The 24,506-nt window shown below is 70.8% G+C and carries 22 protein-coding genes, 1 tRNA gene and 1 pseudogene; 8 read left to right on the top strand and 16 right to left on the bottom strand.

The window, feature by feature from the left end:
- The first annotated feature begins 11 nt into the window (after positions 1-11).
- Entirely contained in the window at positions 12-461 is a 450-nt protein-coding gene (locus ACW5F0_RS04910) for a hypothetical protein (protein ID WP_456965333.1), read from the top strand.
- A 62-nt stretch (positions 462-523) separates the two neighbouring features.
- Here the strand turns inward: ACW5F0_RS04910 and ACW5F0_RS04915 are convergent, their stop codons facing one another.
- From ACW5F0_RS04915 to ACW5F0_RS04930, 4 genes are all read right to left on the bottom strand, one after another.
- Entirely contained in the window at positions 524-1,624 is a 1,101-nt protein-coding gene (locus tag ACW5F0_RS04915; protein WP_456965334.1) for a hybrid sensor histidine kinase/response regulator, read from the bottom strand.
- Positions 1,625-1,749: 125 nt separating this feature from the next.
- Entirely contained in the window at positions 1,750-2,307 is a 558-nt protein-coding gene (locus tag ACW5F0_RS04920; RefSeq protein ID WP_456965335.1) for a pseudouridine synthase, read from the bottom strand.
- The gene (locus tag ACW5F0_RS04925) at positions 2,308-3,225 is read right to left on the bottom strand and encodes a class I SAM-dependent methyltransferase (RefSeq protein ID WP_456965336.1); all 918 of its coding nucleotides are present in this window, start codon (positions 3,223-3,225) and stop codon (positions 2,308-2,310) included.
- 45 nt (positions 3,226-3,270) lie between these two features.
- Positions 3,271-4,215, bottom strand: coding sequence for a LysR substrate-binding domain-containing protein (locus tag ACW5F0_RS04930; RefSeq protein WP_456999185.1), 945 nt, complete (start codon positions 4,213-4,215; stop codon positions 3,271-3,273).
- Between the two features lie 99 nt (positions 4,216-4,314).
- Here ACW5F0_RS04930 and ACW5F0_RS04935 point away from each other — a divergent pair, with 99 nt between their 5' ends.
- Complete coding sequence (locus ACW5F0_RS04935) at positions 4,315-4,584, top strand: hypothetical protein (protein WP_456965338.1); 270 nt, start codon at positions 4,315-4,317, stop codon at positions 4,582-4,584.
- On the opposite strand, the gene aceK is transcribed toward ACW5F0_RS04935, so the two are convergent.
- The 6 genes from aceK to ACW5F0_RS04965 all read right to left on the bottom strand — a co-directional run bounded on the left by aceK (position 4,544) and on the right by ACW5F0_RS04965 (position 11,245).
- Positions 4,544-6,322: a bifunctional isocitrate dehydrogenase kinase/phosphatase gene (aceK, locus tag ACW5F0_RS04940; RefSeq protein WP_456965339.1), complete on the bottom strand. Its 1,779-nt coding sequence runs from the start codon at positions 6,320-6,322 to the stop codon at positions 4,544-4,546. The genes ACW5F0_RS04935 and aceK overlap by 41 nt on opposite strands.
- 284 nt (positions 6,323-6,606) lie before the next feature.
- The gene (gene icd / locus ACW5F0_RS04945) at positions 6,607-7,935 is read right to left on the bottom strand and encodes an isocitrate dehydrogenase (NADP(+)) (RefSeq protein WP_456965340.1); all 1,329 of its coding nucleotides are present in this window, start codon (positions 7,933-7,935) and stop codon (positions 6,607-6,609) included.
- 174 nt (positions 7,936-8,109) lie between these two features.
- Positions 8,110-8,595: a hypothetical protein gene (locus tag ACW5F0_RS04950; protein ID WP_456965341.1), complete on the bottom strand. Its 486-nt coding sequence runs from the start codon at positions 8,593-8,595 to the stop codon at positions 8,110-8,112.
- Positions 8,596-8,626: 31 nt separating this feature from the next.
- Entirely contained in the window at positions 8,627-8,989 is a 363-nt protein-coding gene (locus ACW5F0_RS04955) for a LysM peptidoglycan-binding domain-containing protein (RefSeq protein ID WP_456965342.1), read from the bottom strand.
- A gap of 71 nt (positions 8,990-9,060) precedes the next feature.
- On the bottom strand, positions 9,061-9,876 hold the full coding sequence (gene queF / locus ACW5F0_RS04960; protein ID WP_456999186.1) for an NADPH-dependent 7-cyano-7-deazaguanine reductase QueF: 816 nt from the start codon (positions 9,874-9,876) through the stop codon (positions 9,061-9,063).
- A 22-nt stretch (positions 9,877-9,898) separates the two neighbouring features.
- Positions 9,899-11,245, bottom strand: coding sequence for a M20 family metallopeptidase (locus ACW5F0_RS04965; RefSeq protein WP_456965344.1), 1,347 nt, complete (start codon positions 11,243-11,245; stop codon positions 9,899-9,901).
- A gap of 178 nt (positions 11,246-11,423) precedes the next feature.
- On the opposite strand from ACW5F0_RS04965, the gene ACW5F0_RS04970 reads away from it, so the two are divergent.
- Positions 11,424-13,364 carry a choice-of-anchor X domain-containing protein gene (locus tag ACW5F0_RS04970; RefSeq protein ID WP_456999188.1) on the top strand — a complete coding sequence of 647 codons (1,941 nt, stop codon included), beginning with the start codon at positions 11,424-11,426 and terminating at the stop codon, positions 13,362-13,364.
- 18 nt (positions 13,365-13,382) lie between these two features.
- On the opposite strand, the gene zapE is transcribed toward ACW5F0_RS04970, so the two are convergent.
- The 4 genes from zapE to ACW5F0_RS04990 form a co-directional block, all read right to left on the bottom strand.
- On the bottom strand, positions 13,383-14,516 hold the full coding sequence (gene zapE / locus ACW5F0_RS04975; protein WP_456965346.1) for a cell division protein ZapE: 1,134 nt from the start codon (positions 14,514-14,516) through the stop codon (positions 13,383-13,385).
- Positions 14,509-15,180: an alpha/beta hydrolase gene (locus ACW5F0_RS04980; protein ID WP_456965347.1), complete on the bottom strand. Its 672-nt coding sequence runs from the start codon at positions 15,178-15,180 to the stop codon at positions 14,509-14,511. Before ACW5F0_RS04980 ends, zapE begins: the two co-directional genes overlap by 8 nt.
- Before the next feature lie 115 nt (positions 15,181-15,295).
- Positions 15,296-16,708, bottom strand: coding sequence for an ExeM/NucH family extracellular endonuclease (locus tag ACW5F0_RS04985; protein WP_456999189.1), 1,413 nt, complete (start codon positions 16,706-16,708; stop codon positions 15,296-15,298).
- Between the two features lie 76 nt (positions 16,709-16,784).
- The gene (locus ACW5F0_RS04990) at positions 16,785-17,300 is read right to left on the bottom strand and encodes a c-type cytochrome (protein ID WP_456965349.1); all 516 of its coding nucleotides are present in this window, start codon (positions 17,298-17,300) and stop codon (positions 16,785-16,787) included.
- 277 nt (positions 17,301-17,577) lie between these two features.
- Here ACW5F0_RS04990 and ACW5F0_RS04995 point away from each other — a divergent pair, with 277 nt between their 5' ends.
- The 3 genes and pseudogenes from ACW5F0_RS04995 to ACW5F0_RS05005 all read left to right on the top strand — a co-directional run.
- A complete protein-coding gene (locus ACW5F0_RS04995) occupies positions 17,578-19,329 on the top strand; it encodes a sodium:solute symporter family protein (protein ID WP_456999191.1) in 1,752 nt (583 codons plus the stop codon).
- Complete coding sequence (locus ACW5F0_RS05000; RefSeq protein WP_456965351.1) at positions 19,326-19,457, top strand: putative transporter small subunit; 132 nt, start codon at positions 19,326-19,328, stop codon at positions 19,455-19,457. Before ACW5F0_RS04995 ends, ACW5F0_RS05000 begins: the two co-directional genes overlap by 4 nt.
- Before the next feature lie 123 nt (positions 19,458-19,580).
- Positions 19,581-20,795, top strand: a pseudogene (locus ACW5F0_RS05005) (FAD-dependent oxidoreductase); the annotation flags it as partial.
- 9 nt (positions 20,796-20,804) lie between these two features.
- Here ACW5F0_RS05005 and ACW5F0_RS05010 read toward each other — a convergent pair.
- A tRNA-Arg gene (locus ACW5F0_RS05010) sits at positions 20,805-20,881 on the bottom strand.
- A gap of 108 nt (positions 20,882-20,989) precedes the next feature.
- On the opposite strand from ACW5F0_RS05010, the gene ubiA reads away from it, so the two are divergent.
- Complete coding sequence (gene ubiA / locus ACW5F0_RS05015; RefSeq protein ID WP_456999192.1) at positions 20,990-21,901, top strand: 4-hydroxybenzoate octaprenyltransferase; 912 nt, start codon at positions 20,990-20,992, stop codon at positions 21,899-21,901.
- A 111-nt stretch (positions 21,902-22,012) separates the two neighbouring features.
- Positions 22,013-23,701, top strand: a complete 1,689-nt coding sequence (locus ACW5F0_RS05020; protein ID WP_456999193.1) for an MFS transporter — start codon at positions 22,013-22,015, stop codon at positions 23,699-23,701.
- Positions 23,702-23,706: 5 nt separating this feature from the next.
- Here the strand turns inward: ACW5F0_RS05020 and ACW5F0_RS05025 are convergent, their stop codons facing one another.
- Complete coding sequence (locus ACW5F0_RS05025) at positions 23,707-24,501, bottom strand: double zinc ribbon domain-containing protein (protein WP_456965354.1); 795 nt, start codon at positions 24,499-24,501, stop codon at positions 23,707-23,709.
- Positions 24,502-24,506 lie beyond the last annotated feature (5 nt).

Consider the following 24,506-nt stretch of genomic DNA (forward strand, 5'->3'; position numbering starts at 1 on the left):
AGGATTCCCCCATGCGCAAGCGCACCATCATCCGCGACGTTCGCGACGCACTTCCCGACAGGGCCATGGATTTCGCCGGGCGCATCGGCGACGGCCTGCGACATGCCGTGCCCGACGGTGCCGGCAAGTGGCTGCACGATGCACCTCGCAGCGCGGGCCAGTGGCTGCAGGGCGTGCCCGATGGCGCCGGCAAGTGGCTCCAGGCCGGCGTTGCGCTGGGTGCGGCGCGCACCGGCGCACGCGCGGCCGGCAAGGTCGCGCGTCGCCATCCGGTGGCGCTGACCGCGGCCGCGGTCGGTATCGGCGCCGCGCTCTACGCCGTCGCCCGCCACCGCCGGAAGGCCGCCGAGCGCGCGGCGATCGAAGGCCGCTCGCAGCGGATCCGGGATGCCCTCGACAGCAGCCATGTCGATCCGCATGCCGGCGATCTCGGCGTCGGGCCGGGCCGCGACGCCGGCTGACCCGGGCGGTAGCCAGGCGCTCCGTCAGCGGACCTGATGGGGCGCGATTCGCCCGGCAGGGCTCAGGCGCCCGGAACTTCCGGCAGTTCGATCACGAAGCAGGCACCGCCGCCTTCGCGATCCTCGTACAGGAGCTGCCCGCCGGCATTGATCACGATCTGCCGCGCAAGGGACAGGCCCAGCCCGCTTGACGAGCCACCCCCCGTCGGGTCGCCGTCGGCCAGGCGCGCGAAGGGCGTGAACAGCTCGCGCTGGCGGCCCTTGGGCACACCGGGACCTCGGTCGCTGACCTGCAGCCGCCAGTAGCCGGGGGCGCCGCGGTCGGTGTCGATGTCGACGTCGCTGCACGGCGCGTATTTGATGGCATTGCTGATGAGATTGCCGGTGACCTGGCGGAGCACCAGTTCGTCCATGGCCACCACCGCCGGCGCGATCTCGCCCACGCGCAGGCTGCAGCCGCTGTCCTCGAACTGCAGCCCGTAGCGCCCGACGATCCACTCCACGATGGCGGCCAGGGCCACGTTCGCCCCGCCGGCGCCGGTCGCCTTGCGGGCAGTGGCCTGGGTTTCCAGGTAGCGGCGGATGTAGCCCAGGCCGTCCTCGGCGCTCTCGCGGATCACTTCGAGATAGCGCGGGATGCGTTCGGGCTTCAGCGTGCCCGAGACCAGGATGTCGCTGGCGAAGACGACGCTGCTGAGCGGGTTCTTGAGGTCATGCGCGACCAGGTTCACCAGCTCCTGGCGTTCGCGGGCCACCTGTTCCAGGCGGTCGCGCGCGAGCTTGAGGCCGATATGCGCATTCACCCGCGCCAGCAACTCCTCGGGGATGAAGGGCTTGACCACGTAGTCGACCGCGCCGACCTCGAAGGCGCGCAGCAGAAGCGCGCGGTCCTGCGCGGCGGTCAGGAAGACCACCGGCACCCGCGGCAGCAGCGCGCGCAGGCGGATCTCTTCCATCACCCCGAAGCCGTCCATGCCCGGCATCATCATGTCGAGCAGCATCAGGTCGGGGGCCTGGTCCTCGGCCACGGCGAGCGCGGCCTCGCCGTCTTCGGCGATGGCCACTTCGTAGCCCTGGCGCTCGAGCAGCGCGCTGACCACGCGCAGGTTGGCCGCCTGGTCGTCGACGACGAGTACGCGGCCGCGGTTGGTGTTTGCCTTCATGGGCATCGATCTGGAGCGGCGCGGGACGGGAGTGGCGCGGCAACGCGCAAGTTATCAGATAAGGGGCGTTGCTGAACCGGCGAAGCGGGGGCTCGCGGCGATTGCGCAGGCGAGACCTGAACCATTCAGGAAAACGGCGCCGCGTGCGGCAGCTCGCGCCATTGTCCGGGCGCGAGTGCGTCCAGCGCGACGCCACCGATGGCGATCCGCACCAGGCGCAGTGTCGGCAGCCCGACGGCCGCGGTCATGCGCCTGACCTGACGGTTCCGACCTTCGCGGATCACGAGCTCGAGCCAGGCGTCGGGCACCGTCTTGCGCGCGCGGACCGGTGGATCCCGCGGCCACAGCGCGGGCGGCGCATCGAGCTGGCGCGCCAGTGCCGGACGCGTCGGTCCATCGCGCAGTTCGACTCCCTCGCGCAGCCCGGCGAGCTGCGTCTGCGTCGGATCGCCTTCCACCTGCACCAGGTAGGTCTTGGCGAGCTTGTGGCGCGGGTCGGTGATGCGGTGGACCAGGGGGCCGTCGTCGGTGAGCAGCAGCAGGCCTTCGCTGTCGTGGTCGAGCCGGCCCGCTGGATAGACGCCCGCCGGCAGGCCGAAGCCCGCCAGCGTCGGCCGCGGCGGCGTGCTCCTGTCGGTGAATTGGCAGAGCACGCCGTGCGGTTTGTTGAACGCGACCAGCACTCAGGGCTTGATGAAGCGCAGCGTCATCCGGTCGCTTTCGCCGATGGCCTGGTACTGCTGGCGGTCCTCGGCGTCGTGGCGGTTGGTGGGCGGCAGGGTCCACACGCCGTTGGGATGGTCGCGGGTGTCGCGCGGGTTGGCGTTGATCTCGCTGCTCTCGTCCAGACGGAAGCCGGCGGCCGTGGCCAGCGCGATCACCTGGTCCTGGCCGACGTAGCCGGACTTGTCGTCGTCGGCGACATCGCCGGCGGCGCGGTGCTCGACCACGCCCAGCACGCCGCCGGGCTTGAGCACGTCGAAGAAGCCCTTGAACATGGCGTCGGCAATGCCGGCCGAACGCCAGTTGTGGACGTTGCGAAAGGTGAGCACGGCATCGGCCGAGGCGGCCGCGCCGAAGACGGGTGCCGCCGGATCGTAGGCGACGATGTGCGCGTCGCCGAATTGCGCCGGCTTCGCGGCGAACAGCGTCTCCAGAGCGGTCTTCGAGCGCGCGGCGTAGTCGCGGCGCTCCTCCGGATAGGCCATGGGGTCGGGGATCGCGGCGACATAGCCGGTACGCAGCCACGGCGCCAGGATTTCGGCATACCAGCCGCCGCCGGGCGTGATCTCGACCACGGTCTGGCCGGTCTCGATGCCGAAGAAGGTGAGCGTGTCACGCGGATGGCGGTGCGCGTCGCGGGCCACGTTTTCCGGCGAGCGCCAGGCTCCGCCCAGCGCCTGGTCGAGCAGCGGGTCGGGAGCGCGCATGGACATGGCGGCCGGCGGCGTCGGCGTGGACTGTGCCGACGCCGCCGCAGCTGCGGCAGCTGCCGCGGCATCGGACGCATCGGCGCTGGCGGCCGGCCCGGCGGCGGGCGAGGCCGCGCACGCGCACAGCAGCAGCGGCAGCAAGGCGGTGGGAAGCAGGCGTCGGGTCATGGCTGTGGTTCCTCTTTGGAGGCGCCAAGCCTAACGGCAAACCGGTCACGCCGCGCCGCCACCGCTCCCGCCGCCGTGCGCCACCGGCAGCGTGTCCGCACGGGCCACGTGGCCGACGTGCTCGGCCGCCTGCACGCGCAGCCAGTCGCGGAAGGCCAGGAACCCGCGGTGCGATTCGCTGCGTGCGGGATAGGCGAGGTAATGCGCGTAGCCGGCCTTGATGCGTTGTTTCGAAAGCACCACCAGTTCGCCCGCATCCAGCAGCAGGCGCGCGCGGGTCATGCGCCCAAGGGCCACGCCGACGCCGTCACGCGCGGCGCGATGGTGCGATTCGGAATCGTCGAACACGGCCACGAACTGGGCCGGAGGCGGCCGGCCGACGCTCTCGAACCAGCGATTCCATTCACCGTCTGGGTCGCCCAGCAGCGGCCACTGGGCCAGCGGCGGATCCCCCTGTTCGCGCATGCGCGCCACCAGCGCCGGGCTGGCCACGGGCACCAGCCATTCGTCGAACAGGTGCTCGGCGGTCAGCCCTGGCCAGGCGCCACGGCCGATGCGCAGGGCGACGTCGGGCGCGTCGGTGGCGGAAAAATCCGCCAGGCGCTCGGTCGACTGCAGGTTGAGCTCGAGCGCGGGGTGCGCGGCGAGGAACGCGCCCAACCGCGGCACCAGCCAGGCCGAAGCCATCGAGGGCGTGGCGCTGATGGTCAGGACCTCGTCGCGGCGGGCGGCGAAGGGTTGCAGCGCGGCACCGATGGCGTCGAGGTGTGGTGCGATCCGCTCCAGCAGGCGCTGCCCCTCCACGGTGGTGCGCACGCCACGTGGCTCGCGCACCAGCAGCGGATAGCCCAGGCGCTCCTCCAGCGTACGCATCTGGTGGCTCAGCGCACTCACCGTCAGATGCAGGGATTCGGCCGCCCTCGAAAGGTTGCCGTGGCGGGCCGCCGCGACGAATCCCTGGAGCGCGTGAAGCGGTGGACGAACGGCCATCGACTTGAATTCCTTTCAAGGAAAGCTTGCAGATCTCTCGCTTTTCAGGGACCGATGGTGCGCCTACCTTCGATTGCACTCAAGTAATGGAGCCCGGCAATGCGCATCTACCACGACCTCCTCATGCTCAACGGCTACATCTCCGACCCGCGGCTTGCACGTGAGCTGGCCGGCGTTCCCGAGGCAGGCGATGTCCAGGCCACTCCTGGCGCCGAATCGCCGTCCGCGGAGGCGCTCGAAGCGGCGGCGACCATCACCGGGGAATCCCCGCCCGCGCCGCCGGCATGCCGCGACGGCGGATCGGGGGCCGCGCACTTCGGCCGCGGCATCACGACCCTGTGCTCGACGGCGCTGTCGCTGTTCCGCTGAGCGCCGTGCGGGGCAGCCGCGCGGCTTCGGGATAGGGCGCGACGTCCAGGTGCCCTTCCCCGCGCAGTCGCGCCTGCACTTCGCGCCACCAGTCGGCGCGGAAAATGCCCGGATGCGCTTCGAGCAGCGCCTCGCGAAGCGCAGGCGCCAGGCCGAGGAAGCTGGGGAACAGCGCCGGGAAGACATCGTCCCGCCGGGCATAGAGCCAGTCCTCCAGCGGCCGCGTCTCGTCCTCCTCGCGCGGCTCGGGTACGTCGCGGAAGCGCACGTCCTCGAGCAGGCACAGCTCGTCGAAGTCGTAGAAGAGCGCGCGACCGTGGCGCGAGACGCCGAAGTTCTTCAGCAGCAGGTCGCCGGGGAAGATCCCGCTGCGCGCGAGGTCGGTGATGGCCTGGCCGTAATCGATCACCGCGCCCAGGGCCCCGGCCTCGGGTCGCTCGCGTGCGTACAGGTCCAGCGGCCGCAGCCTGCGTTCGACGTAGCAGTGCCGCACGAGCACCGCATCGCCTTCGGCCACCACGGTCTCGGCGCATTCCTCCAGCAGCTCGCACAGCATCGCCGGCTCGAACGCCGCGCGTGGAAAGCGCAGCCGGCGGAACTCCTGCGCCTCCACCAGCCGCCCGATGCGATCGCGGCGCGCCACCAGCCGGTACTTGCCCTCGATGTCGGCGCGCACGCTGTCCTTGGGCTCGGCGAAGCGATCGCGGATGACCTTGAACACCACCGGCAGCGCACGCGGGGTAAACACCGCCATGACCATCCCGCGCACGCCGTCGGCGCGGACCAGCTGCTCGTCGGCATGCGCCGCGAAGTGGCGCTGGATCTCCCGGAAGCGTTCGGTCTTGCCCTGCTTGCCGCGGCCGAGCACCGAGTACAGCTCCGACACCGGCTTGTGCGGCAGCAGCGCATGCATGAACGCAACCGCATCACCCACGCGCGCGAGGTCGGCGTGGAACCAGCTGTGCGCATGGCCGAACAGCATCGACACCCGGTCGCGCTCCAGCAGGACCGCGTCGGCGCGCACGCCCTCGGCTTCGTTCACCAGCGCCACCACGAGCGGCCGCGGACCGCCAGGTGCATCGACCCGGCCGACCAGGTAGGCGCGACGCTCGCGATAGAACACGGTCTCAAGCAAGGCGACATCGGGCCCGCGTGCGTCGCCATGTTCCGCGGCTGGCGCGCCCAGTCGCTCCGCCACCGCATCGGCGATGGCGTGCGCATCGGCGTCCAGGTCGAAGTGCGGGAAGCCCCGCGCCCGCAGCGCCAGCCGCCAACGCTCGAAGGCATCCGCAGCCGCCGGCAGCGGCCGCAGCTCGCCCGGACAGCCGGGGTCACCGGCCCCGCCATCGCCCGGCTCGTGGAACTCGAGCGCCGGCGCGACGCCCTCGGTCAGGAAGAAGCGCCGCGACATCGAATTGAACAGCGTCCGCGCCAGCGCGGCATCCGCACGCCCGTCCGTCAGTTCCTCATAGCGCTCCCGCACCGCGGCCCAGAACGCCCGCGACCGCATCCGCTCCCCCACCAGCGCCTCGAAGCGCCCGAGCGCCTCGCCGAGGAAGCCATCCTGAAGGTCGATGCGCGCCACCGCATCCGCCTGCGCCCCACGCCAGTCCCGTCGCACGAACCGCCGCCGCGCCCGCCGCGTCAGATCGCCAAAGCGCGCGTCGTAATCCTCGAACGCATCCAGCACCAGCGCAGCCGCGCGCTGAACCAGCGGGTCGGTCAGGAGTGTCGGCATGCCGCGGAGTGTGGCGCAGTTTTGCTCGTGGCGGCGGAGGGCACGTGGGGTACTCCGCCGGCTGACCACGTGGTGGTCTTTATGCCGGCTGCGTACCCCACGTGCCCTCCGCGACCACCGCTGAGGCGGGTTGATGGCGCTGCGCGCCACGGCCGCGTCGCGGTCGCCAGCCCGCGACCCAATCTCGCCATCCTCCAACCCGTCGCTCTCCAACCGCCAAGCCCCAAAAACAACAATGCCCACGACTCGCATCGCAGGCATTGCCGTTGAACAGCGGTAAGCGATCAGAGGTGCTTGATGATCTCGTCCGCGAACTCGCTGCACTTCACCTCGGTCGCCCCGTCCATCAGGCGCGCGAAATCATAGGTGACGCGCTTGCTGCCGATCGCCCCGTCCATCGCACGGATGATCGCATCGGCCGCCTCGGTCCAGCCCATGTAGCGCAGCATCATCTCGCCCGACAGGATCACCGAACCCGGATTGACCTTGTCCAGCCCCGCGTACTTCGGTGCCGTTCCGTGCGTGGCCTCGAACACCGCGTGGCCTGTGACGTAGTTGATGTTGGCGCCCGGCGCGATGCCGATGCCGCCGACCTGCGCGGCCAGCGCGTCGGACAGGTAGTCACCGTTGAGGTTGAGCGTGGCCGAGACGTCGTATTCGCGCGGGCGCAGCAGGATCTGCTGCAGGAACGCATCCGCGATCGCGTCCTTGATGATGAGGCCCGCGCCCGGCTTGCCCTCGGGAATGACGTGCCAGGGGCCACCGTCGAGTTCGACCGCGCCGAACTGCTCGCGCGCCACCTTGTAGCCGAAGTCGCGGAACGCGCCCTCGGTGAACTTCATGATGTTGCCCTTGTGCACCAGGGTCACCGACTTGCGGCCGTTGGCGATCGCGTACTCGATCGCCGACTTCACCAGGCGTTGGGTGCCCTGCCAGCTGACCGGCTTGATGCCGATGCCGACGTTGACCGAGGCATCGGTGGCCGGCTGGCCGACCGCGGACAGCTGCTCGTTCCAGGCATTGGCCTTGTCGGCGGTGCCGAAGCGGATCTTGTCGAAGCCCTTCGGGAATTCCTTCTGCAGGAAGTCGAGCACCTTCGTCGCGTCCGCCGAGCCCGGCTCGAATTCGATGCCGGCGTAGATGTCCTCGGTGTTCTCGCGGAAGATCACCATGTCGACGTCACCCGGCTTCTTCACCGGCGAGGGCACGCCCTCGAACCAGCGCACCGGGCGCAGGCAGACGTAGAGATCGAGCATCTGGCGCAGCGCGACGTTGAGCGAGCGGATGCCGCCGCCGACCGGCGTGGTCAGCGGGCCCTTGATGCTCACCAGGTACTCGCGGCAGGCCTCGACCGAAGATTCGGGCAGCCATTCGCCGGTCTGGTTGAAGGCCTTCTCGCCGGCCAGCACTTCCATCCACTCGAGCTTGCGCTTGCCGCCGTAGGCCTTCGCGACCGCGGCGTCGAGCACGCGCACGCTGGCGCGCCAGATGTCGGGACCGGTGCCGTCGCCCTCGATGAAGGGGATGATCGGGTGGTCGGGGACGCTGAGTCCCTTCGCGGTCTTGGTGATCGGGCTGCCGCCTGCGGGCACGGCCGGGGTGAAGTCTGCCATCTGTTCCTCCAGGGGGCCGCGGCCAGGGGCGCGCGGCAAAATCGGACGACCATTGTCGCGCTTCGCGGCGGCGCGGGCAAAGCCGGCGGCCGGCGAAGGGCGCCGGGCTCCGCGACGTGCGGGCATTGAAAAGGCGCGGCCCCGCAGGACCGCGCCTTCACGAGGCGACGGGGCTCAGCGGACCTCGAAGTCCCGCGTCTGCATCACCTGGCCGTTGTGGAGGATCTCGACGCGGTAGTTGCCGGTCGGCCAGCCGTCGGGCTTGCTGATCTCGAAGGCGGTCGTGCCGGTGCCGGTGAAGCTGAAGTCGCGGCTGGTCTCGTCCACGACCTGGTCGCCCTCGTAGGTCCAGCGCGCGGTCAGCTGGCCGGCCTGCGGGGTCGAGGGATCCGACGATGCCGTGGCCACCGATGCATAGATGGTGTCGGTGGTGGCGAACGTGGTCATCGGGGTGAGGCGGTTGCTGCCGTCGATCGCATTGCCGACGTCGACCGAGGTGACGCTCACCATCGGTGCGGGCGCCGGTGCCGGCGCGGGGGCCGGGGCCGGAGCGGCCACCGGGGGCGGCGGCGGAGCGGGTTCGTCCTTCTTGCAGCCGGCCAGTGCCAGCGTGCCCAGCAGGGCCGCGGCGAGCGCGGCGGGAATCGGGTTCCGGGTCATAGGGTCTCTCCGTGGTGTGGATGCGGACGGGTCAGTCTTCGGACGGTGCAGCCGGGACCTTCAGGACCTGGCCGGGCTTGATCCGGTCGGGATCGTCCAGCTGGTCGCGGTTGGCGTCGAAGATCCGCCGCCACTGGCTGGCCTTGCCGTACTGCGCCTTGGCGATGTGCGAGAGGGTGTCGCCCGCCTGCACGGTGTACTCGGTCTCGCCCACGATCTCTTCGGTCGAGTGGACCGATGACTGCACGTTGCTGAAATCGGGCTTGGCCACCTCGGCCTCGGTGCTGCGGACGCTGCTCTTGACGTTGCTGAAGTCGGGCTTGTCCCCGGACGCGGTGCTGCCGGTTTTCAGCGACAGGGCGTCCGGATCGTTGGGATTCTGGGGGTTGCTCATTCGGGCCTCCTGTGCCGCACGTGGCTGCGACAGCTAAGCACCGGTCCCGTTAAGAAAATATTGCGCCGGGGCTACTGGCGCGAATCGCGCGCGGCCGGGGGCGGGGGCAGTCCCGGCGTGGCCCGCCAGGGATTGATGTCGAGCCCGCCGCGCCGGGTGTAGCGCGCCTCGACCGAGAGTTCCGTCGGCCGGCAGCGGGAGGAGATGTCGACGAAGATCTGCTCCACGCACTGTTCGTGGAAGCCGGCGTGTTCGCGGAACGACACCAGGTAGCGCAGCAGCGCGGCGCGGTCGATGCGCGGACCGCGGTAGGCGATGCGCACGCTGGCCCAGTCGGGCTGGCCGGTGACCGGGCAGTTCGATTTCAGCAGCGCCGAATGCAGCACTTCCCCGGCGATGTCACCGGGATCGGCCGCGAGCAGGTCCGGGTTCGGCGCGTCGTACTCGTCGCAGTCGACGTCCAGCCCATCGATCGATGCCGGCGCGTCGGCGCCGTCCGCATCCACCGGCGGCAGCCCGAAGTCGACCGCCACCGGGGCGCCGGCGGCCGCGGACAGGTCGGCGGTGATCCTGGCCAGGACCTCGTCGCGACCGGTGAAGCGGGTGGAGTTGAGCGAGTTGAGATAGAGCTTGAGCGACTTCGATTCGATCAGGTGCGGCGAATCGGCCGGCACCAGGAAGGTGGCGGCGTCGCTCGCCGGCTTGCCGCGCGGATCCAGCCACGACAGCTCGTAGGCATGCCAGCGGTCGTGGCCGGCGAAGGGCAGGGGGCCGCCGGCGATCCCGAGCGCCGAGCGACCCTGGTCGCGGGCGATCGGGAACAGCAGGGACGGGTCATAGGCGCGCGGGTAGGCGACCTCGCGGCCGAGGGGGAGTTCGGTGGTCATGGGCGCATTATCGCGCCTGCGCTCAGCCGCCGCTGGCGGGCGCCTCTCCGCCCTGCAGGAAGTCCAGGCTCAGCTGCAGCATCGCGCGCAGCCCGAGGTCGAGTGCGGACTCGTCGAGGAAGAACTCCGGCGAATGGTTGCTCGGCGCCGTCGCCGGATCCTGCCCGGCCGGCGTCGCGCCGACGAAGAAGAACAGCCCCGGCACCTCGCGCGCGTAGTACGAGAAATCCTCCGCACCCATGTTCAGCGGCATGTCGACCAGGTTCCCCGGGCCGGCCACCTTTTCCAGGCTCGGACGCATGCGCGCGGTCAGTGCCGGATCGTTGGCGGTGACCGGGTTGCCGTCCTGGTCGGGGACGTTCGCCTCGACCGTCGCACCGTGCGCGGCGGCGACCTTTTCCGCCACGTTCTTCAGGTCGGCGAACACCGCGTCGCGCATGCCGTCGTCGAAGGTGCGGATCGTGCCCACCAGCTCGACCTGGTCGGGGATGATGTTGTAGCGGATGCCGCCCTTGATCGCGCCGAAGCTGACCACCACGGGCTGCTTCGAGATGTCCTGGCGACGGCTCACGATGGTCTGCGCGGTGCCGATGATGTCGGCCGCGGCGACGATCGGGTCCACGCCGCCCCAGGGCCGCGAGCCGTGCGTCTGCCGGCCCTTGACCACGATGTTGAAGCGGTCGGACGCGGCCATGGTCGGCCCGCTGCGCACGCCGAGCTGTCCGGCCTGCAGGGTCGAGAACACATGCAGGCCGAACACCGCGTCGGGCTTGAAGTCGGTGAAGATGCCCTGCGCGAGCATTTCCCTGGCGCCGCCCACCTCGCCGTCCGGCGGGCCTTCCTCGGCCGGCTGGAAGACGAAGAGCACTTCGCCAGGCAGCTCGTCGCGCATCGCCACCAGCGCCTCGGCCACGCCCAGCAGGATGCTGGTATGGGCGTCGTGGCCGCAGGCATGCATCACGCCCACGGTCTCGCCGCGGTAGGTCGATGTCGCCTTCGATGCGAAGGGCAGGCCGGTAGCCTCGGTCACCGGCAGCGCGTCCATGTCGGCGCGCAGCGCAAGGCGCGGGCCGGGCTGGCCGCCCTTGAGCACGGCGGTCACGCCGGTGGTGGCGATGCCGGTCCTGGGTTCGAGGCCAAGCGCGCGCAGGTGTTCGGCCACCAGCGCCGCGGTGCGTGTTTCGCGGTTGCCGAGCTCGGGGTTCTGGTGGATGTCGCGCCGCCAGTCCACGACTTTCTGCTGCAGTGACTGCGCGGCATCGGCGACCTCGCTGCGCTGGGCGTCCTGGGCCAGCAACGGTGGCGTGGCGCAGGCCAGTGCGAGCAGCAGGGCGGTGGTCGGGATGCGGACGCGCGTGCGGTGCGGCATGGCAGGACTCTCCCCGGATGGTCGGCCGATCTTACCGATCCAGGAGCCTGCGCAGCGTCCGCACGCGGGGCGGAAGGTACGGTCGGACCGCCTACCCGCGCACGTTTCGCGGTGCTGTCGGCCGCTATAAGGGTTGGGCCGGCGGATGGGGATCCGCCCACCAACGTGGAGAGACGGAATGCGCAAGCGGACGGGAACGGTCGTATGCACGCTGCTGGGCGTGTCGTTGATGCTGGCGACAGGTGCGGCCCTGGCGGCCGGTGCGGATGCGCCCTTGCTGCCCAAGCAGCTGGCGGGCCCGCCGGAAGAGTTCGCGGCGATGCGCGCCCCGGATCCGGCGGAGGCCGCGATCCTGTCGCGCAGCGCGCTGCTGCCGGTGGTGTTCGATGCCTCGGGCCGTGCCGATGTGCGCCTGCCGCTGCATGGGGGCCGGCTCAACGCGATGCTGCTGTCCGGCGGCGCCGATTGGGCGCCGCGCCTGGTCTCGCCCGCGGGCGTGGACCTGCCCGCGGCCACGCTCGCGCGCGGCGCCGGCACGTCCCGCCTCGGGGGTGAACACGATGGCCAGGTCGGTACCGTAGTCCGCCTGGACGGCCTGGTCCGCGGTGACTGGACCCTGCACCTGCAGGCGCGGCCGGGCAAGGCCGCGCGCGGCTACGTGCTGCTGCAGGGCGACGCCGGGCTCGAGCTGGCCTCGCACCAGGCGCATCGCCGCCAGCTGGTCGGCGAACCGATGGGCATCATTGCCATGCTGGCCGCCGACGACGGTGCGAACGCGCCGCGGCTGGGGCTGGATGCCGGCCGCGTGGCGTCGGCGCAGCTGCGCATCGTCGCGCCCGACGGTCGGGAAACGTCCCAGCCGATGCTCGACGACGGCCGCCACGGCGACGGTGCCGCGAACGATGGCCGCCTCGCCGGGTCCTTCGTACCCACCACCACCGGGACCTGGATCGCCCAGGTCGTGGTGCGCGGCCACGACCGCATGGGCACGCCCTTCGTGCGCACGGTCGAGCATGCGCTGCCGGTGATCGCGCCTGGCCCGCGCCTGGCCGGCGACGCCACCGCGGTCCGCGCCGCGCCCGGGCGGCTGTCGGTTGCCCTGCCCCTGGCCGACGCGGAGCCGGGCCGCCACTACCGCGTCCTGGCCGAGGTCTGGGGTCGCGACGGCAAGCGCGCGGCGGCACCCGTGGCCTGGATCGGCGGCATGGCCGAGGTCGTGGACGGACGCCTGCAGCTGGGGCTCGACGAGCGCTGGATCGCGCATGCCGGCGTGGGCGCGCCCTTCGAGCTGCGCGCGCTGCGAATCGAGGATCCCGACCACTTCATCCCCTTGGCCACGGCCGGGCGGTTGCCGCTGTCGGCGCCGCCGCTGGGCATCCCGCGTGCCAGCCGCATCGCCATCGACGAGGCGATGACCATGGGTCCGCGCCCGGCGTCGTTCGGTGTCGACGCGATGGCGACCGGCCGCAAGCTGGTGCTGGTGCACGGCTACTGTTCCGCCGGCGTCTGGCCGCAGGCGCAGTTCGCCAACTCCGCGACCTTCCTTGATGCCCATCAGAACCGCAGCCACGACCAGTTCGCGCAGCGCATCCGCACGTTCGGCGCGCAGTGGAATTCGTTCGGCACCGTGGCCCACAGCCAGGGCGGTGCGGCATCGCTGCACCTGTATGCCTATTACTGGAGCGGCCTGGACAACGCCAGCGGTGCGCGGCTGATGCAGTCGGTCGGCACGCCCTACCAGGGCACCAACCTGTCGGGAATCATCGCAACCATCGGCAACTGGTTCGGCGTGGCCTGCGGCTCCAACAGCAACATGACCTACAGCGGTGCCTCGGCGTGGCTTGCCGGCATCCCGAACTCGGCGCGCGCGAAGGTGAACTACTACACCACCGCCTTCCGCACCACGAACTGGTGGACCAACGACTACTGCAACATGGCCAGCGACCTGGTGCTTGGCGATCCCGAAGACGGCACCGTCGAGCGCGCCTATGCCCAGCTGCCGGGTGCTACGAACCGCGGCCACGTCAGCGGCCAGTGCCACACCACGGGAATGCGCGATCCGGCGCAGTACCGGGATGCGGGACGGAACGCGACCATGAGCAGCAACGCGGCGCGCTGAGGACGGCCGCCGCCCGGCTTACAGGTGATGCCTTGCGAGGTAGTCGCTGGACTGCATCTCGATCAGGCGCGACGCGGTGCGCTCGAAGGCACCCGTCAGGCGCTCGCCGCCGTACAGCGCGTGCGGCGGCGCAGCCGCGGTGCAGACCAGCTTGACGTTGCGGTCGTAGGCCTCGTCGATGAAGGTGACGAAGCGCCGCGCGGCGTCGTCGCGCAGCGCGTCCATCATCGGGATGCCACCGAGCAGCACGGTGTGGAACTCGCTGGCGATCTCGATGTAGTCCGAGGCCGCGCGCGGCCCTTCGCACAGCGCATCGAAGTCGAGCCAGGCCATGCCGGGGCAGCGTGCGCGGGTGGCGATGCGGCGGCCTTCGAGCTCGATGCTGCCGTCGCGGTGTGCGTCGTCGCCGCCAAGCGCATGCCAGCGTGATTCGAGCCAGCGGTCGGACTCCGCGTCCAGCGGCGTGCGGTACACGGGTGACCGGGTGAGCTCGCGCAACCGGTAGTCGGTGTCGCTGATGATCTCGAGCACCTGGCAGTGCTGTTCCAGCAGTGCGATCGCCGGCAGGAAGCGTGCGCGCTGCAGGCCGTCGGCGTACAGCCCGGCCGGCGCGATGTTGGACGTCGTGACGAGCACGATGCCTTCGGCGAACATCCGCTCCAGCACCCGCGCCAGCAGCATGGCGTCGCCGATGTCGCTGACGAAGAACTCGTCCAGCACCAGCACCCGCAGCGAGCGCCGCCACTCGGCCACGATGGTGGCCAGCGGATCACGCTCGCCCGAATGTTCGCGCAAGCGCGCGTGGACCACGCGCATGAAGCGGTGGAAATGGGTGCGGCGCTTGCCGTTGCCGTCGCCATGGCCGGCATCGAGCTTGGCCTCGGGCAGGGGCAGGCCGGCATAGAACAGGTCGACCATGAAGGTCTTGCCGCGGCCGACGCCGCCCCAGAGGTACAGGCCCTGCGGCGCCGGCGCGTCGCGGCCGAAGGTGCGCGATAGCCAGCCGCGGCGCGGCGTGTCCAACAGCTCACGATGCACGCGGTCGAGGGCGGCAAGCGGCGCGTGCTGCGCCGGATCGTCGTCCCAGTCGCCACGAGCGACGCCCTCGCGATAGGCCTGCGACGGGCGGGGCACCCCTGGCGCTTCAGCCATGGGCGATCGGCAGGTGGCGCCGGGTGCCGCTCTTGATCGCGCCGCGCAGGTCGATGAGCTTGCGGTGGAAGAAATGGCTGCAGTCGGGCATGCGCACCAGTTCGTGCTCCGCCTTGAGCCCGTCGAGCCAGTGGTAGACCGCCTGCGGGTCCACGATCTCGTCGGCGTCGCCCTGCACCACCAGCCAGGGCATCGTCGGCGTGGTGATGGACGCGAAGTCCCAGCGCCCGGCCGGCGGCGCGATCGAGATCAGCATCGACGGCTGCAGCTCGGCGGCCATCGCCAGGCTGACGTAGGCACCGAAGCTGAAGCCAGCCAGCCAGAGCTGATCGTCGGGACGCGCCGCGCGCACCCATTCGGCGACTGCGCGCAGGTCGTCGCGCTCACCGTCGCCGTGGTCGAATTGGCCGTCCGAGCCGCCGGTGCCGCGGAAGTTGAAGCGCACCGTGGCCACGCCCAGTTCGCGCAGCGCGCGCGAGGCCATGGTCACGACCTTGTTGTGCATGGTGCCGCCCTCGGTGGGCAGCGGATGGCAGACGATCGCCACCACCGGCTGGCGGGCGACGTCGTCTTCGGGCAGGTCGACGGCGACCTCGAGCGCGCCAGCAGGGCCGGGCAGGACGAGGCCGCCGGAGGCTTCCGGGAAAGGCGGGTGGCTGGTCATGCGCCCATGATAATCGCCGCGGCATTCAGCGGCGGTCGAGGCGGGAAGCGGGCCGTGCCCACGGTGCGCGTGCCGCCCGGCGCGCCGCCGCCGTGGCAGCGGCAATGGGGCGCGCTCAGCGACTGCGCAAGCGCAGCCCGACGATCGCCGGGTCATGGTCGGACGCGCGCCACGGCCCGCGCGGAACTTCGCCGCTGTTGACTGCTGGATCGACGACGTTCGCGGCTTCATCGGCATTGCTGTGCCAGATGGCCGCATCTTGCAGCCGCCCGCCCAGCGCGGGGCTGAGCAGCACGTGGTCCAGGCGACCGGCCTGGGCATCGTAGATATAGGTGTAGGGTCGGCCGCCGTCGGCGGCGGCCAGCGCGTCGTGCCAGCCGGCGTCGATGAAGCCCCGCACCGGCGCCTCCATCGCGTAGGCATTGAGGTCACCCAGTACCGCGACCAGGTCGCTGCCGCTGCCGGTGGGGTCGCCGGCCAGCCACGTGCGCAGGGCCTCGCCCGATGCGCGGCGGGTGGCGTTGAAGCAGGCTTGGCCGTCGCCCTGGTCGAGGTCGGCGCCGGCGGCGTCGCGGCAGCCCTTGGACTTGAGGTGGTTGGCCACCACCACGAACGCCGGTCCGGTACCGGCGCGGAAAGCCTGCGCCAGCGGCGCGCGGCTGAGCGGGCCGAAGGTGTCGTCCTCGAGCGTGGCCGCGCGGCCCAGCGGCGTGACGCGATCGGCGCGGTAGATGATGCCGACCCGGATCGGGTTGTCGCCGGGACCTTGCCCGGCGTCGACGAAGCGCCAGCGCAAGCCTTCGGGATCGAGCGCTGCGACCAGCTGGGCGAGGCTGGAGTCGGCGTCGTAGCCGTCGTTTTCCAGCTCCAGCACGGCGACCACGTCGGCGTCGAGCGAGGACAGGGTGGCGACCAGGCGCGAGAGTTGGGCCTGGTATTCGGCCATGCTGTGCGCGCCGCGTTCAGTCGGGAAGCCGCCGCCACGGCCATCGCCGTTGAACAGGTTCTGCAGGTTGAGGCTGGCCAGGCGGACTTCGCCGGCCACCGTGGGCGCCGCGGGCCGCGCCGCGGGCTGCAGCGTCTCGACGTCCTGCAGGTGCAGGCGCGGGCCGTGTTCGTCGACAACCAGGTCGCCCTCGGCGGCTTCCAGCACGCCGCCGGCGCGCCACGTCCGGGGATGTGCGGCGGCCTTCGCCGGCAGGACCAGGGTGAGGCTGCGCGCACGGTTGGCGGCGGCCACGGCCGAGGCCTCGGTGCCCGGCATCACGATTTCGGTTGGTGTCTGCAGGCGCCCGCCGAAGCTGGCCACCAGGCTGCCCTCGCGGCCGAGGCGGTGGTTGCCGGACACCACCAGCGGCGCGGTGATGCGCACCCGCTGGCCGTCGTGGAGGCTCCAGTCGGCCGGCGGCGCGGCGATCGCGACCGGTGCTTTGGCGTCGGCGGGCACACTGCGCAGGGCGGTGCCCGCGCAGCCGCCCATGGCAAGCGACAGCGATAGCACGGTCAGGACGGACGCTTTGCGGATCATGTCGGCCTCGTGGATTGCAGGGCGAAAACAAAGACGCCGCCCGGTGGGCGGCGTCGGCAACCGGCGGCCAGCCAGCTTACTGGAGGTTGTCGACCATCCAGTCGACCGTGGCGATCACCTGCTCATCGGTCAGCGCCGGGTTGCCGCCCTTGGCCGGCATCATGCCGGTCGCGCCGGTGAAGCCCTCGATGGCGTGGCGGTGCAGGGTGTCGGCGCCCTGGGCGATGCGCGCCGTCCAGTCCGCGCGCTCCATCTTCGGCGCACCGGCGACGCCGGCGGTATGGCAGCCGGCGCAGAGATTGTTGTAGACCACCGAGCCGTCCAGCGTACCGCCGTAGGCGACCTGGGCGGAGGCGGAGGCAGCCGCCGCGGCAGCGGCCACGGCCTGGGCGGCGGCTCCGGTATCGCCGGCGTACACGGCGCCGACCGGCGCGATGCGGTGGGCGGTGCGCGTGGCGACGCCCGGATCGACCTCGTCCGGCAGCGACTTGTGCACGAAGTAGGACAGGACGATCAACCCGAAGGTCACCACGGTCAGGAAACCGATGATCAGGGAGAACCGCTTGAGGAAGTCGAGGTCGTAATTGCGCACGGAACACCTTGGCGTGCGTGGCCGGCGGCCACAGCTGCGCTGGATTATAGAACACGCGCCGGAACTGCGACACGGCCATCGGGCGGCCGCTCCCGTCTTGGTGCAACAGCGTGTTTCAAGGCGGTTTTACGCCTGGATGCTAGGATGCCGCCTTCGCCGCGCCCCCGATGTCATGCGTCGTTCCACGACGGTTCCGGGGTCGCCCCATGGCGCAGCTGGTCCAATTCCGCGCTCTTTGCCTCCTTTGCGGACGTCCGTCGTCCGCGTGGACTTCCGCGTGCTGCGTCCCATCAAGCCCGAGTGGCTTCGACCAGGGAGCTTCCGCCTGCCAGTGGCCGACCAGACGTTCTACCAACTCCAGACACCGACCGTCCTCCTGCTGATGCTCGCCTTCTATGGCGGCACCTTCCTCATGTCCACGCGCATCGCCCGCAAGAGCGAGAACGTCGACGGTTACATGACCTCCAACGGCGCCGTCGGCTTCGGTATCTCCGCCGCCAGCATGACCGCCACCTGGATCTGGGCGGCCTCCTTCTACGCCGCCGCCACTTCCGGCTACAAGTACGGCATCTCCGGGCCCATCCACTACGGGCTGTGGGGTGCGCTGATGATCCTCTTCATCTATCCCTTCGGCCGCCGCTTCCGCGAGGTCGCACCCGAGGCGCATACGCTGGCCGAGATCATGCACGCCCGCCATGGCCGCTCCAGCCAGCTGATCCTTGCCGGCTCCAACATCGCAGGCAGCGTGATCAGCCTGATGGCCAACTTCACCGCCGCCGGTGCGCTGGTGGCGATGCTGTCGCCGCTGGACTTCGTGCACGGCGTGATGATCGCCGGCATCGGCACGCTGTCGTACACGCTGTGGTCGGGCTTCCGCGCATCGATCATGACCGACGTCGTGCAGGTGGCGGCGATGCTGGGCGCGGCTGCGCTGATCATCCCGCTGGTGTTCTTCAACGCCGGCGGAATGGAAGCGGTGTCGCAGGGCTGGGAACGGCTCAGCGCCGAACAGGCGTCGATGTTCTCCAAGACCGCCTTCCTCGAGCAGGGCGCGCCGTACTTCGTCGCCGTGCTGGCCTATGCGATCGGCAACCAGACCATCGCCCAGCGCCTGTTCGCGGTGCGCGAGGACCTGATCAAGCCGACCTTCATCTCGGCCACCATCAGCTACGGCGCGACGGTGATCGGCCTGGGCATGCTGGGCGTGGTGGCGCTGATGGTCGGCATCGAGCCGGCCGGCGGCGACCACAACAACCTGATTCCACAGATGGCCTCCAGCTACCTGGGTCCGGTGATGATCGGCGTGTTCTTCATCATGGTGATCGGCTCGCTGTCGTCCACCGCCGACTCGGATCTTGCCGCCCTGTCGTCGATCATGATGACCGACATCTATGGCAAGAACCTCGCGAAGGGACGCGTGAATCCGGCGACGATGCTGTGGGTCGGGCGGATCACGATGATCGTCGCCACCACCGCGGGGCTGATCTTCGCCAGCTTCAGGATCGACATCCTGGCGCTGCTGGTGTTCGTGGGCGCGCTGTGGGGTTCGATCGTGTTCCCGGTGATCGCCAGCTTCTACTGGAAGAAGGTCAACAACCGCGCCTTCACCACCGCGGTACTGGTATCGCTGGTGGCGTTCACCGTGGCGCGCTTCGAGCTGCTGCCAATCGTCGGCGTGTACGCGGTGGTGCTGGAGCTGTTCGGGACCATCGGCATCGGCGTGGTGCTGGGGCTGATGACGTTCGGCTTCTTCGGCAAGCGTGCCGGGTTGACCGTGGGCGCGCTGGCGATCATTGCGATGGCGCCCTTCACCCTCGGCTTCCTGCGCGACTACCCGGTGCTGCTGAGTTCGCTCAACGCCTATGGCGTCAGCACCGTGGTGTGCTCGCTGCTCAGCTTCCGCAGCGACGAGGATTTCGACTTCGACCTGATCGCCAGGCGCGTGCGCAACTTCGACGACTGCGCCCAGGCCGAGCCGGCCGAGGATGCCGGCCCGCTGCCGGTGCTTGCCCGGGAGGCGACGCCATGAAGGACCTGATGATGTTGGCCTACGTGCTGGTCTGGCCGGTGATCGTGCTGGTGATGATGTTCATCATGGGCCGCGGCGTATGGCGCGACGTGCGCCGCGCGAAACGCACGGGCGAGGAGCTGGTCTGACCCGGTGACGGCCGGCGCGCGCGGCATCGGGCCTGCGCGCGACTGGCCGCCACTGCGCGCGTCGGGCAGAATCCCGGCGCGCGCCGGACGGCAGCGCACCTGGCCGCAAGGACTCGCCTGCCGATGATTCCGCTCCGCATTGCCGTTGTCGGCTATGGCACCGCCGGCCAGGCCGCCGCCGTGCTGCTGACGCGCGACGGCCACGATGTCACCGTGTTCGAGCGCGTCGCCCGGCCCGGGCCGGTGGGCGCGGGCTTCCTGCTCCAGCCCAGCGGCCTGCAGGTGCTGTGGCGCATGGGGCTGCTCGGATCCGTGCTCCAGCATGGGGCGCGCGTCGATCGGCTGTTCGGCGACACGCCCTGCGGGCGCGCAGTGATGGACATGCGCTATGCCGGCCTGGAGTCGCGCCTGTACGGCGTCGGACTGCAGCGTGGCGCGCTGTTCTCGATCCTCGATTCCGAATGGACGGCACGCGAACACGCGCTTCGCGCCGGCTGCGACATCGTCGGCGTGGATGCGGACCGCGGCGTGCTGCGCGATGCCGACGGCCAGACCCACGGCGCATTCGACCTGGTCGTGGTGGCCGACGGAGCAGCGTCGCGCCTGCGCGGCGGCGTGGCCGAGCCGCGCGTCGACCGGCCCTATCCCTGGGGCGCGCTGTGGTGCCTGCTGCCCGCCGGCAATTGGCCCTGGGTGGACGAGCTGCGCCAGCGCTACGTGGCCGCGCGAAAGATGGTGGGCCTGCTGCCGGTGGGTGGCCGCCCGGGCGATCCGACGCGGCGGCTGAGCTTCTTCTGGAGCCTGCAGGCGGACGCCTTCTCCGACTGGGAGCAGGGCGGCCTGGCGACGTGGCTCGAAGAACTGCACACGCTGTGGCCTGATGCCGGCGAGGTGTTCTCGGCCATCGCCGACCCCGCGCAGCTCGCACGGGCGCGCTATCGCGACACCACCATGCGTCGTTGGCATCGCGGCCGCGTGGTGCTGGTGGGCGACTCCGCGCACGCGATGAGCCCGCAGCTGGGGCAGGGCGTGAACATGGCGCTGATGGGCGCGGAGGCCTTGGCGGGCGCGCTGCGGACCGCGCCGTCAACGGAGGCGGCGCTTGCCATCTACCAGCGTGAGCGCCGCGCCCACGTCTGGATCTACCAGCTGTGGAGCCGCTGGCTGACGCCGCTGTTCCAGTCCGATTACGACACGGTCGCCAAGGTGCGGGACGCCGCGTTCCTGCCGCTCGGCCGCATGCCCGGCGGGCGCGGGCAGATGCTGCGAGTGCTGACCGGCACGCGGCGCGGACTGTTCGGAACGACGGGGCTGGACGAAGCGTTCGTCGATGCGCTGGGGATGGAATGGCGCGCCTGGAGGGATTCGAACCCCCGACCAATGGCTTCGGAAGCCACTACTCTATCCGGCTGAGCTACAGGCGCGCAGACCGCCATTTTCCACTATCCGGCGGGATGATGCGAGCGGCAGCATGCGCCGGGGGCAGATGCGCGGCGGCGCTGGCATCGCGCACCCGGCGGTACCATGGCGCCATGTCCTACGAACGTTTCGAGACCCGGCCTCCCACCGCGCCCGCCTGGCGCCAGCGCCTGGGTCTCTACTGGAAACTGATGCGCGCCGACCGGCCGATCGGCTGGCTGCTGCTGCTGTGGCCGACCTGGTGGGCGCTCTGGATCGCGGCCGAAGGCGTGCCGCCGCCGTGGATCCTGTTCGTCTTCAGTGCCGGGGTGTGGCTGACGCGCGCCGCCGGCTGCGTGATCAACGACTACGCCGACCGCTGGCTGGATCCCCACGTCGAGCGCACCCGCGAACGCCCGCTCGCCACCGGTGCCGTGTCCGGCCGCGAGGCCCTGCTGCTGTTCGCGGTGCTGATGCTGGCGGCGTTCGCGCTGGTGCTCACGCTCGACCGGCTCACCATATTGATGAGCTTCGTGGGCGTGTTCCTGGCCGCGACCTATCCCTACCTCAAGCGCTACACGCACCTGCCGCAGGTTTACCTGGGCATGGCCTTCGGCTGGGGCATCCCGATGGCGTTCGCCGCGGTGCAGGGCGAGGTGCCGCCGGTCGCGTGGGTGCTGTATGCAGCCAACATCCTGTGGTCGACCGCCTACGACACCTGGTACGCGATGGTCGACCGCGACGATGACCTGAAGGTGGGCTCGAAATCCACCGCGGTGCTGTTTGGCGACATGGACCTGGTGGCGCAGGGCGTGCTGTACGCGCTGACGTTCCTGGGCCTGTCGCTGGTCGGGCGGCAGGCGGGGCTGGGCCCGTTCTACTGGGCGGGTCTCGGTGTCGCCGTGCTGCTGGTGGCCTGGGAGTTCTGGATGGCCCGCCATCGGGAACGTGGGCCCTGCTTCCGGGCCTTCCTGCACAACCATTGGGTCGGGCTGGTGGTGTTCGCCGGAATCGCCGCCGACCTCGCACTGCGCGTGCCGGCCTGACCGCGATGGCACCGGCACCGGCTGCAGCGGCAAGCGTGCGGGATCGATCGTGACGCGGCGGACGCAGCGACTCTGGCCTACTTGCCGCCGTCCCCTCCGGCCAGGTTCCTGATGGCGCAGACCGCCCCCCAGACACCACCCGATCCAGCGCAGCGCCCCTCGGCGCTGTCGGCGATGCGCTATCCGATCTTCCGCAGGGTCTGGTTCGCGAGCGCGTCCTCGAATTTCGGCGGCATGATCCAGTCGGTCGGCGCGTCCTGGCTGATGCTCTCGATCGCGCAGTCGGCCGACATGGTCGCGCTGGTGCAGGCATCGGTCGCGCTGCCGGTGATGCTGTTCTCGCTGGTGGCCGGCGCCATGGCCGACAACTTCGACCGCCGCAAGATGATGCTCGGCGCGCAGCTCTTCATGCTGCTGGTGTCGGTCGCGCTGGCGCTGTGCGCCTGGTCGGGACTGATCACGCCGTGGCTGCTGCTGCTCTTCACGTTCCTGATCGGCTGCGGTGCGGCGTTCAACGCACCGGCGTGGCAGGCGTCGGTGGGCGACATGGTGCCGCGCGCGGAGCTGCCGGGCGCTGTGGCCATCAACAGCATGGGCTTCAACATCGCGCGCAGCGTCGGTCCCGCGATCGGTGGCGCGATCGTCGCTGCTGCCGGCGCCGCGGCGGCGTTCGCGATCAATGCCGTCAGCTACATCGCCCTGATCGTGGTGCTGGCGCGCTGGCGCCCGGCGCCCAACCCCCGGCAGCTGCCGCGGGAAGCGCTGGGCGGTGCGATTGCCGCGGGCGTGCGCTACGTGGCGATGTCGCCCGCCATCCGCATCGTCCTCGGGCGCAGCGCCGTCTTCGGCCTTGGCGCGAGCGCGGTCATGGCGCTGATGCCCCTGGTCGCCAAGGACCTGATCGCGGGCGGGCCGCTGACCTATGGCCTGCTGCTCGGTGCCTTCGGCATGGGCGCGATCGCGGGTGCGATGGGCAGCGCACGCCTGCGCGAGATGCTGTCGACCGAAGGCCTGGTCCGCTGCGCCTGCATCGCGTTCGCCGTGGCCGCGGCGGGCACCGCCATGAGCACGCTGCTGCTGCTGACGATGGCCGCGCTGATGCTCGGCGGCGCCGCGTGGGTGCTGGCGCTGTCCACGTTCAACGTGACCGTGCAGCTGTCGACGCCGCGCTGGGTCGTGGCGCGCGCACTGTCGCTGTACCAGATGGCCGCGTTCGGCGGCATGGCGCTGGGCAGCTGGCTGTGGGGCTTCGTCGCCGACCATGGCGACGTGCGCACGGCGCTGCTTGCCGCGGCGCTGGTCATGGTCGCGTGCGCGCTGCTGGGCCTCTGGCTGCCGCTGGCGAAACTGACCGAACTCAACCTTGATCCGCTCAGGCGCTGGCAGGAGCCCGCCACCGCGGTCCCGGTGCAGCCGCGGACCGGGCCGGTGGTGATCACGATCGAGTACATGATCGACGAAGGGGATGTGCTGGAGTTCCTCGGCGCGATGGCGGAGCGGCGGCGCATCCGTCGCCGCGACGGCGCGCGCAACTGGCGGGTACTCCGTGATCTTGCCGACCCCAAGGTCTGGATCGAGCGCTACGAGACGTCGACGTGGCTGGAGTACATCCGCCACAACAGCCGCCTTACCCACGACGACGCGACCATTCCCGCGCACCTGCGTGCCCTGCACCGCGGTCCCGATGCGCCGCGGGTGCGGCGGATGATCGAACGCCAGACCAGCGACCTGCACACCGTGCCCGTGTCCGGCCCGCAGGCCCTCACCGAACCGGTGACCGAGCCCATTCGGACATCGTAGGGCGCCTAGGGCGCGCGGGCGCAGATCCAGGCGTCGACGCGGTCGGCACCGGCATCGAACAGTGCGTCAGCGGCGGCATGCAGGGTGGCGCCGGTGGTCATGACGTCGTCGACGAGGGCGATGTGGGGCGGCGGCGCGGCGTGGCCGGGGACATCGAAGGCATCGCGCAGGTTGCCCGCGCGGGCGTCCGCGTCCAGCCGCGACTGCGGACTGGTGTTGCGGGCGCGCAGCAGCAGGTCGGCGCGCACCGGCACGCCGAGCATTCGCCCCAGCGGGCGCGCGAGCTCCAGCGCCTGGTTGAAACCGCGCTGGCGCAGGCGGGCACGATGCAGGGGAATCGGCACCAGGGCATCGGGGCGGGCCTGCATGCAGAGGCTGGCGGCCATGGCCTGCGCGAGCAGGCGGCCACCGGCAAGGTCCCGGTGGAACTTGAAGCGTGGCAGCAGGCGGTCCAGCGGGAAGCCGTAAAGAAAGGCGGCGTGGACTTCGCCCAGCGGCGGCGGCGCGTGCCGGCAGGCGCTGCATAGCAACGGTGGATGCGAGACCAGCCCGCCCGCAGCATCCGCCGCGAGGGCAACGCTTGCGCCCGATCCCGGCATGCGCGCCGCCAGCGGCATCGCACAGCTCAGGCAGGCGGGCGGCATCCATGGCAGGCCGGCCTCGCAGCGGGCGCAGAGATCGAAGCGGCCCGACGCCGGTTCCCGGCAGACCAGGCAGCGCGGGGCCCAGATGCTGCGGCCCAGCCGGGCCAGCCAGCCGTCAACCGGAGCGGCCTGCGCAAGGTTGACAGGGGCAGGCATGCTTT

The sequence above is a fragment of the Luteimonas sp. A534 genome (assembly GCF_054072805.1).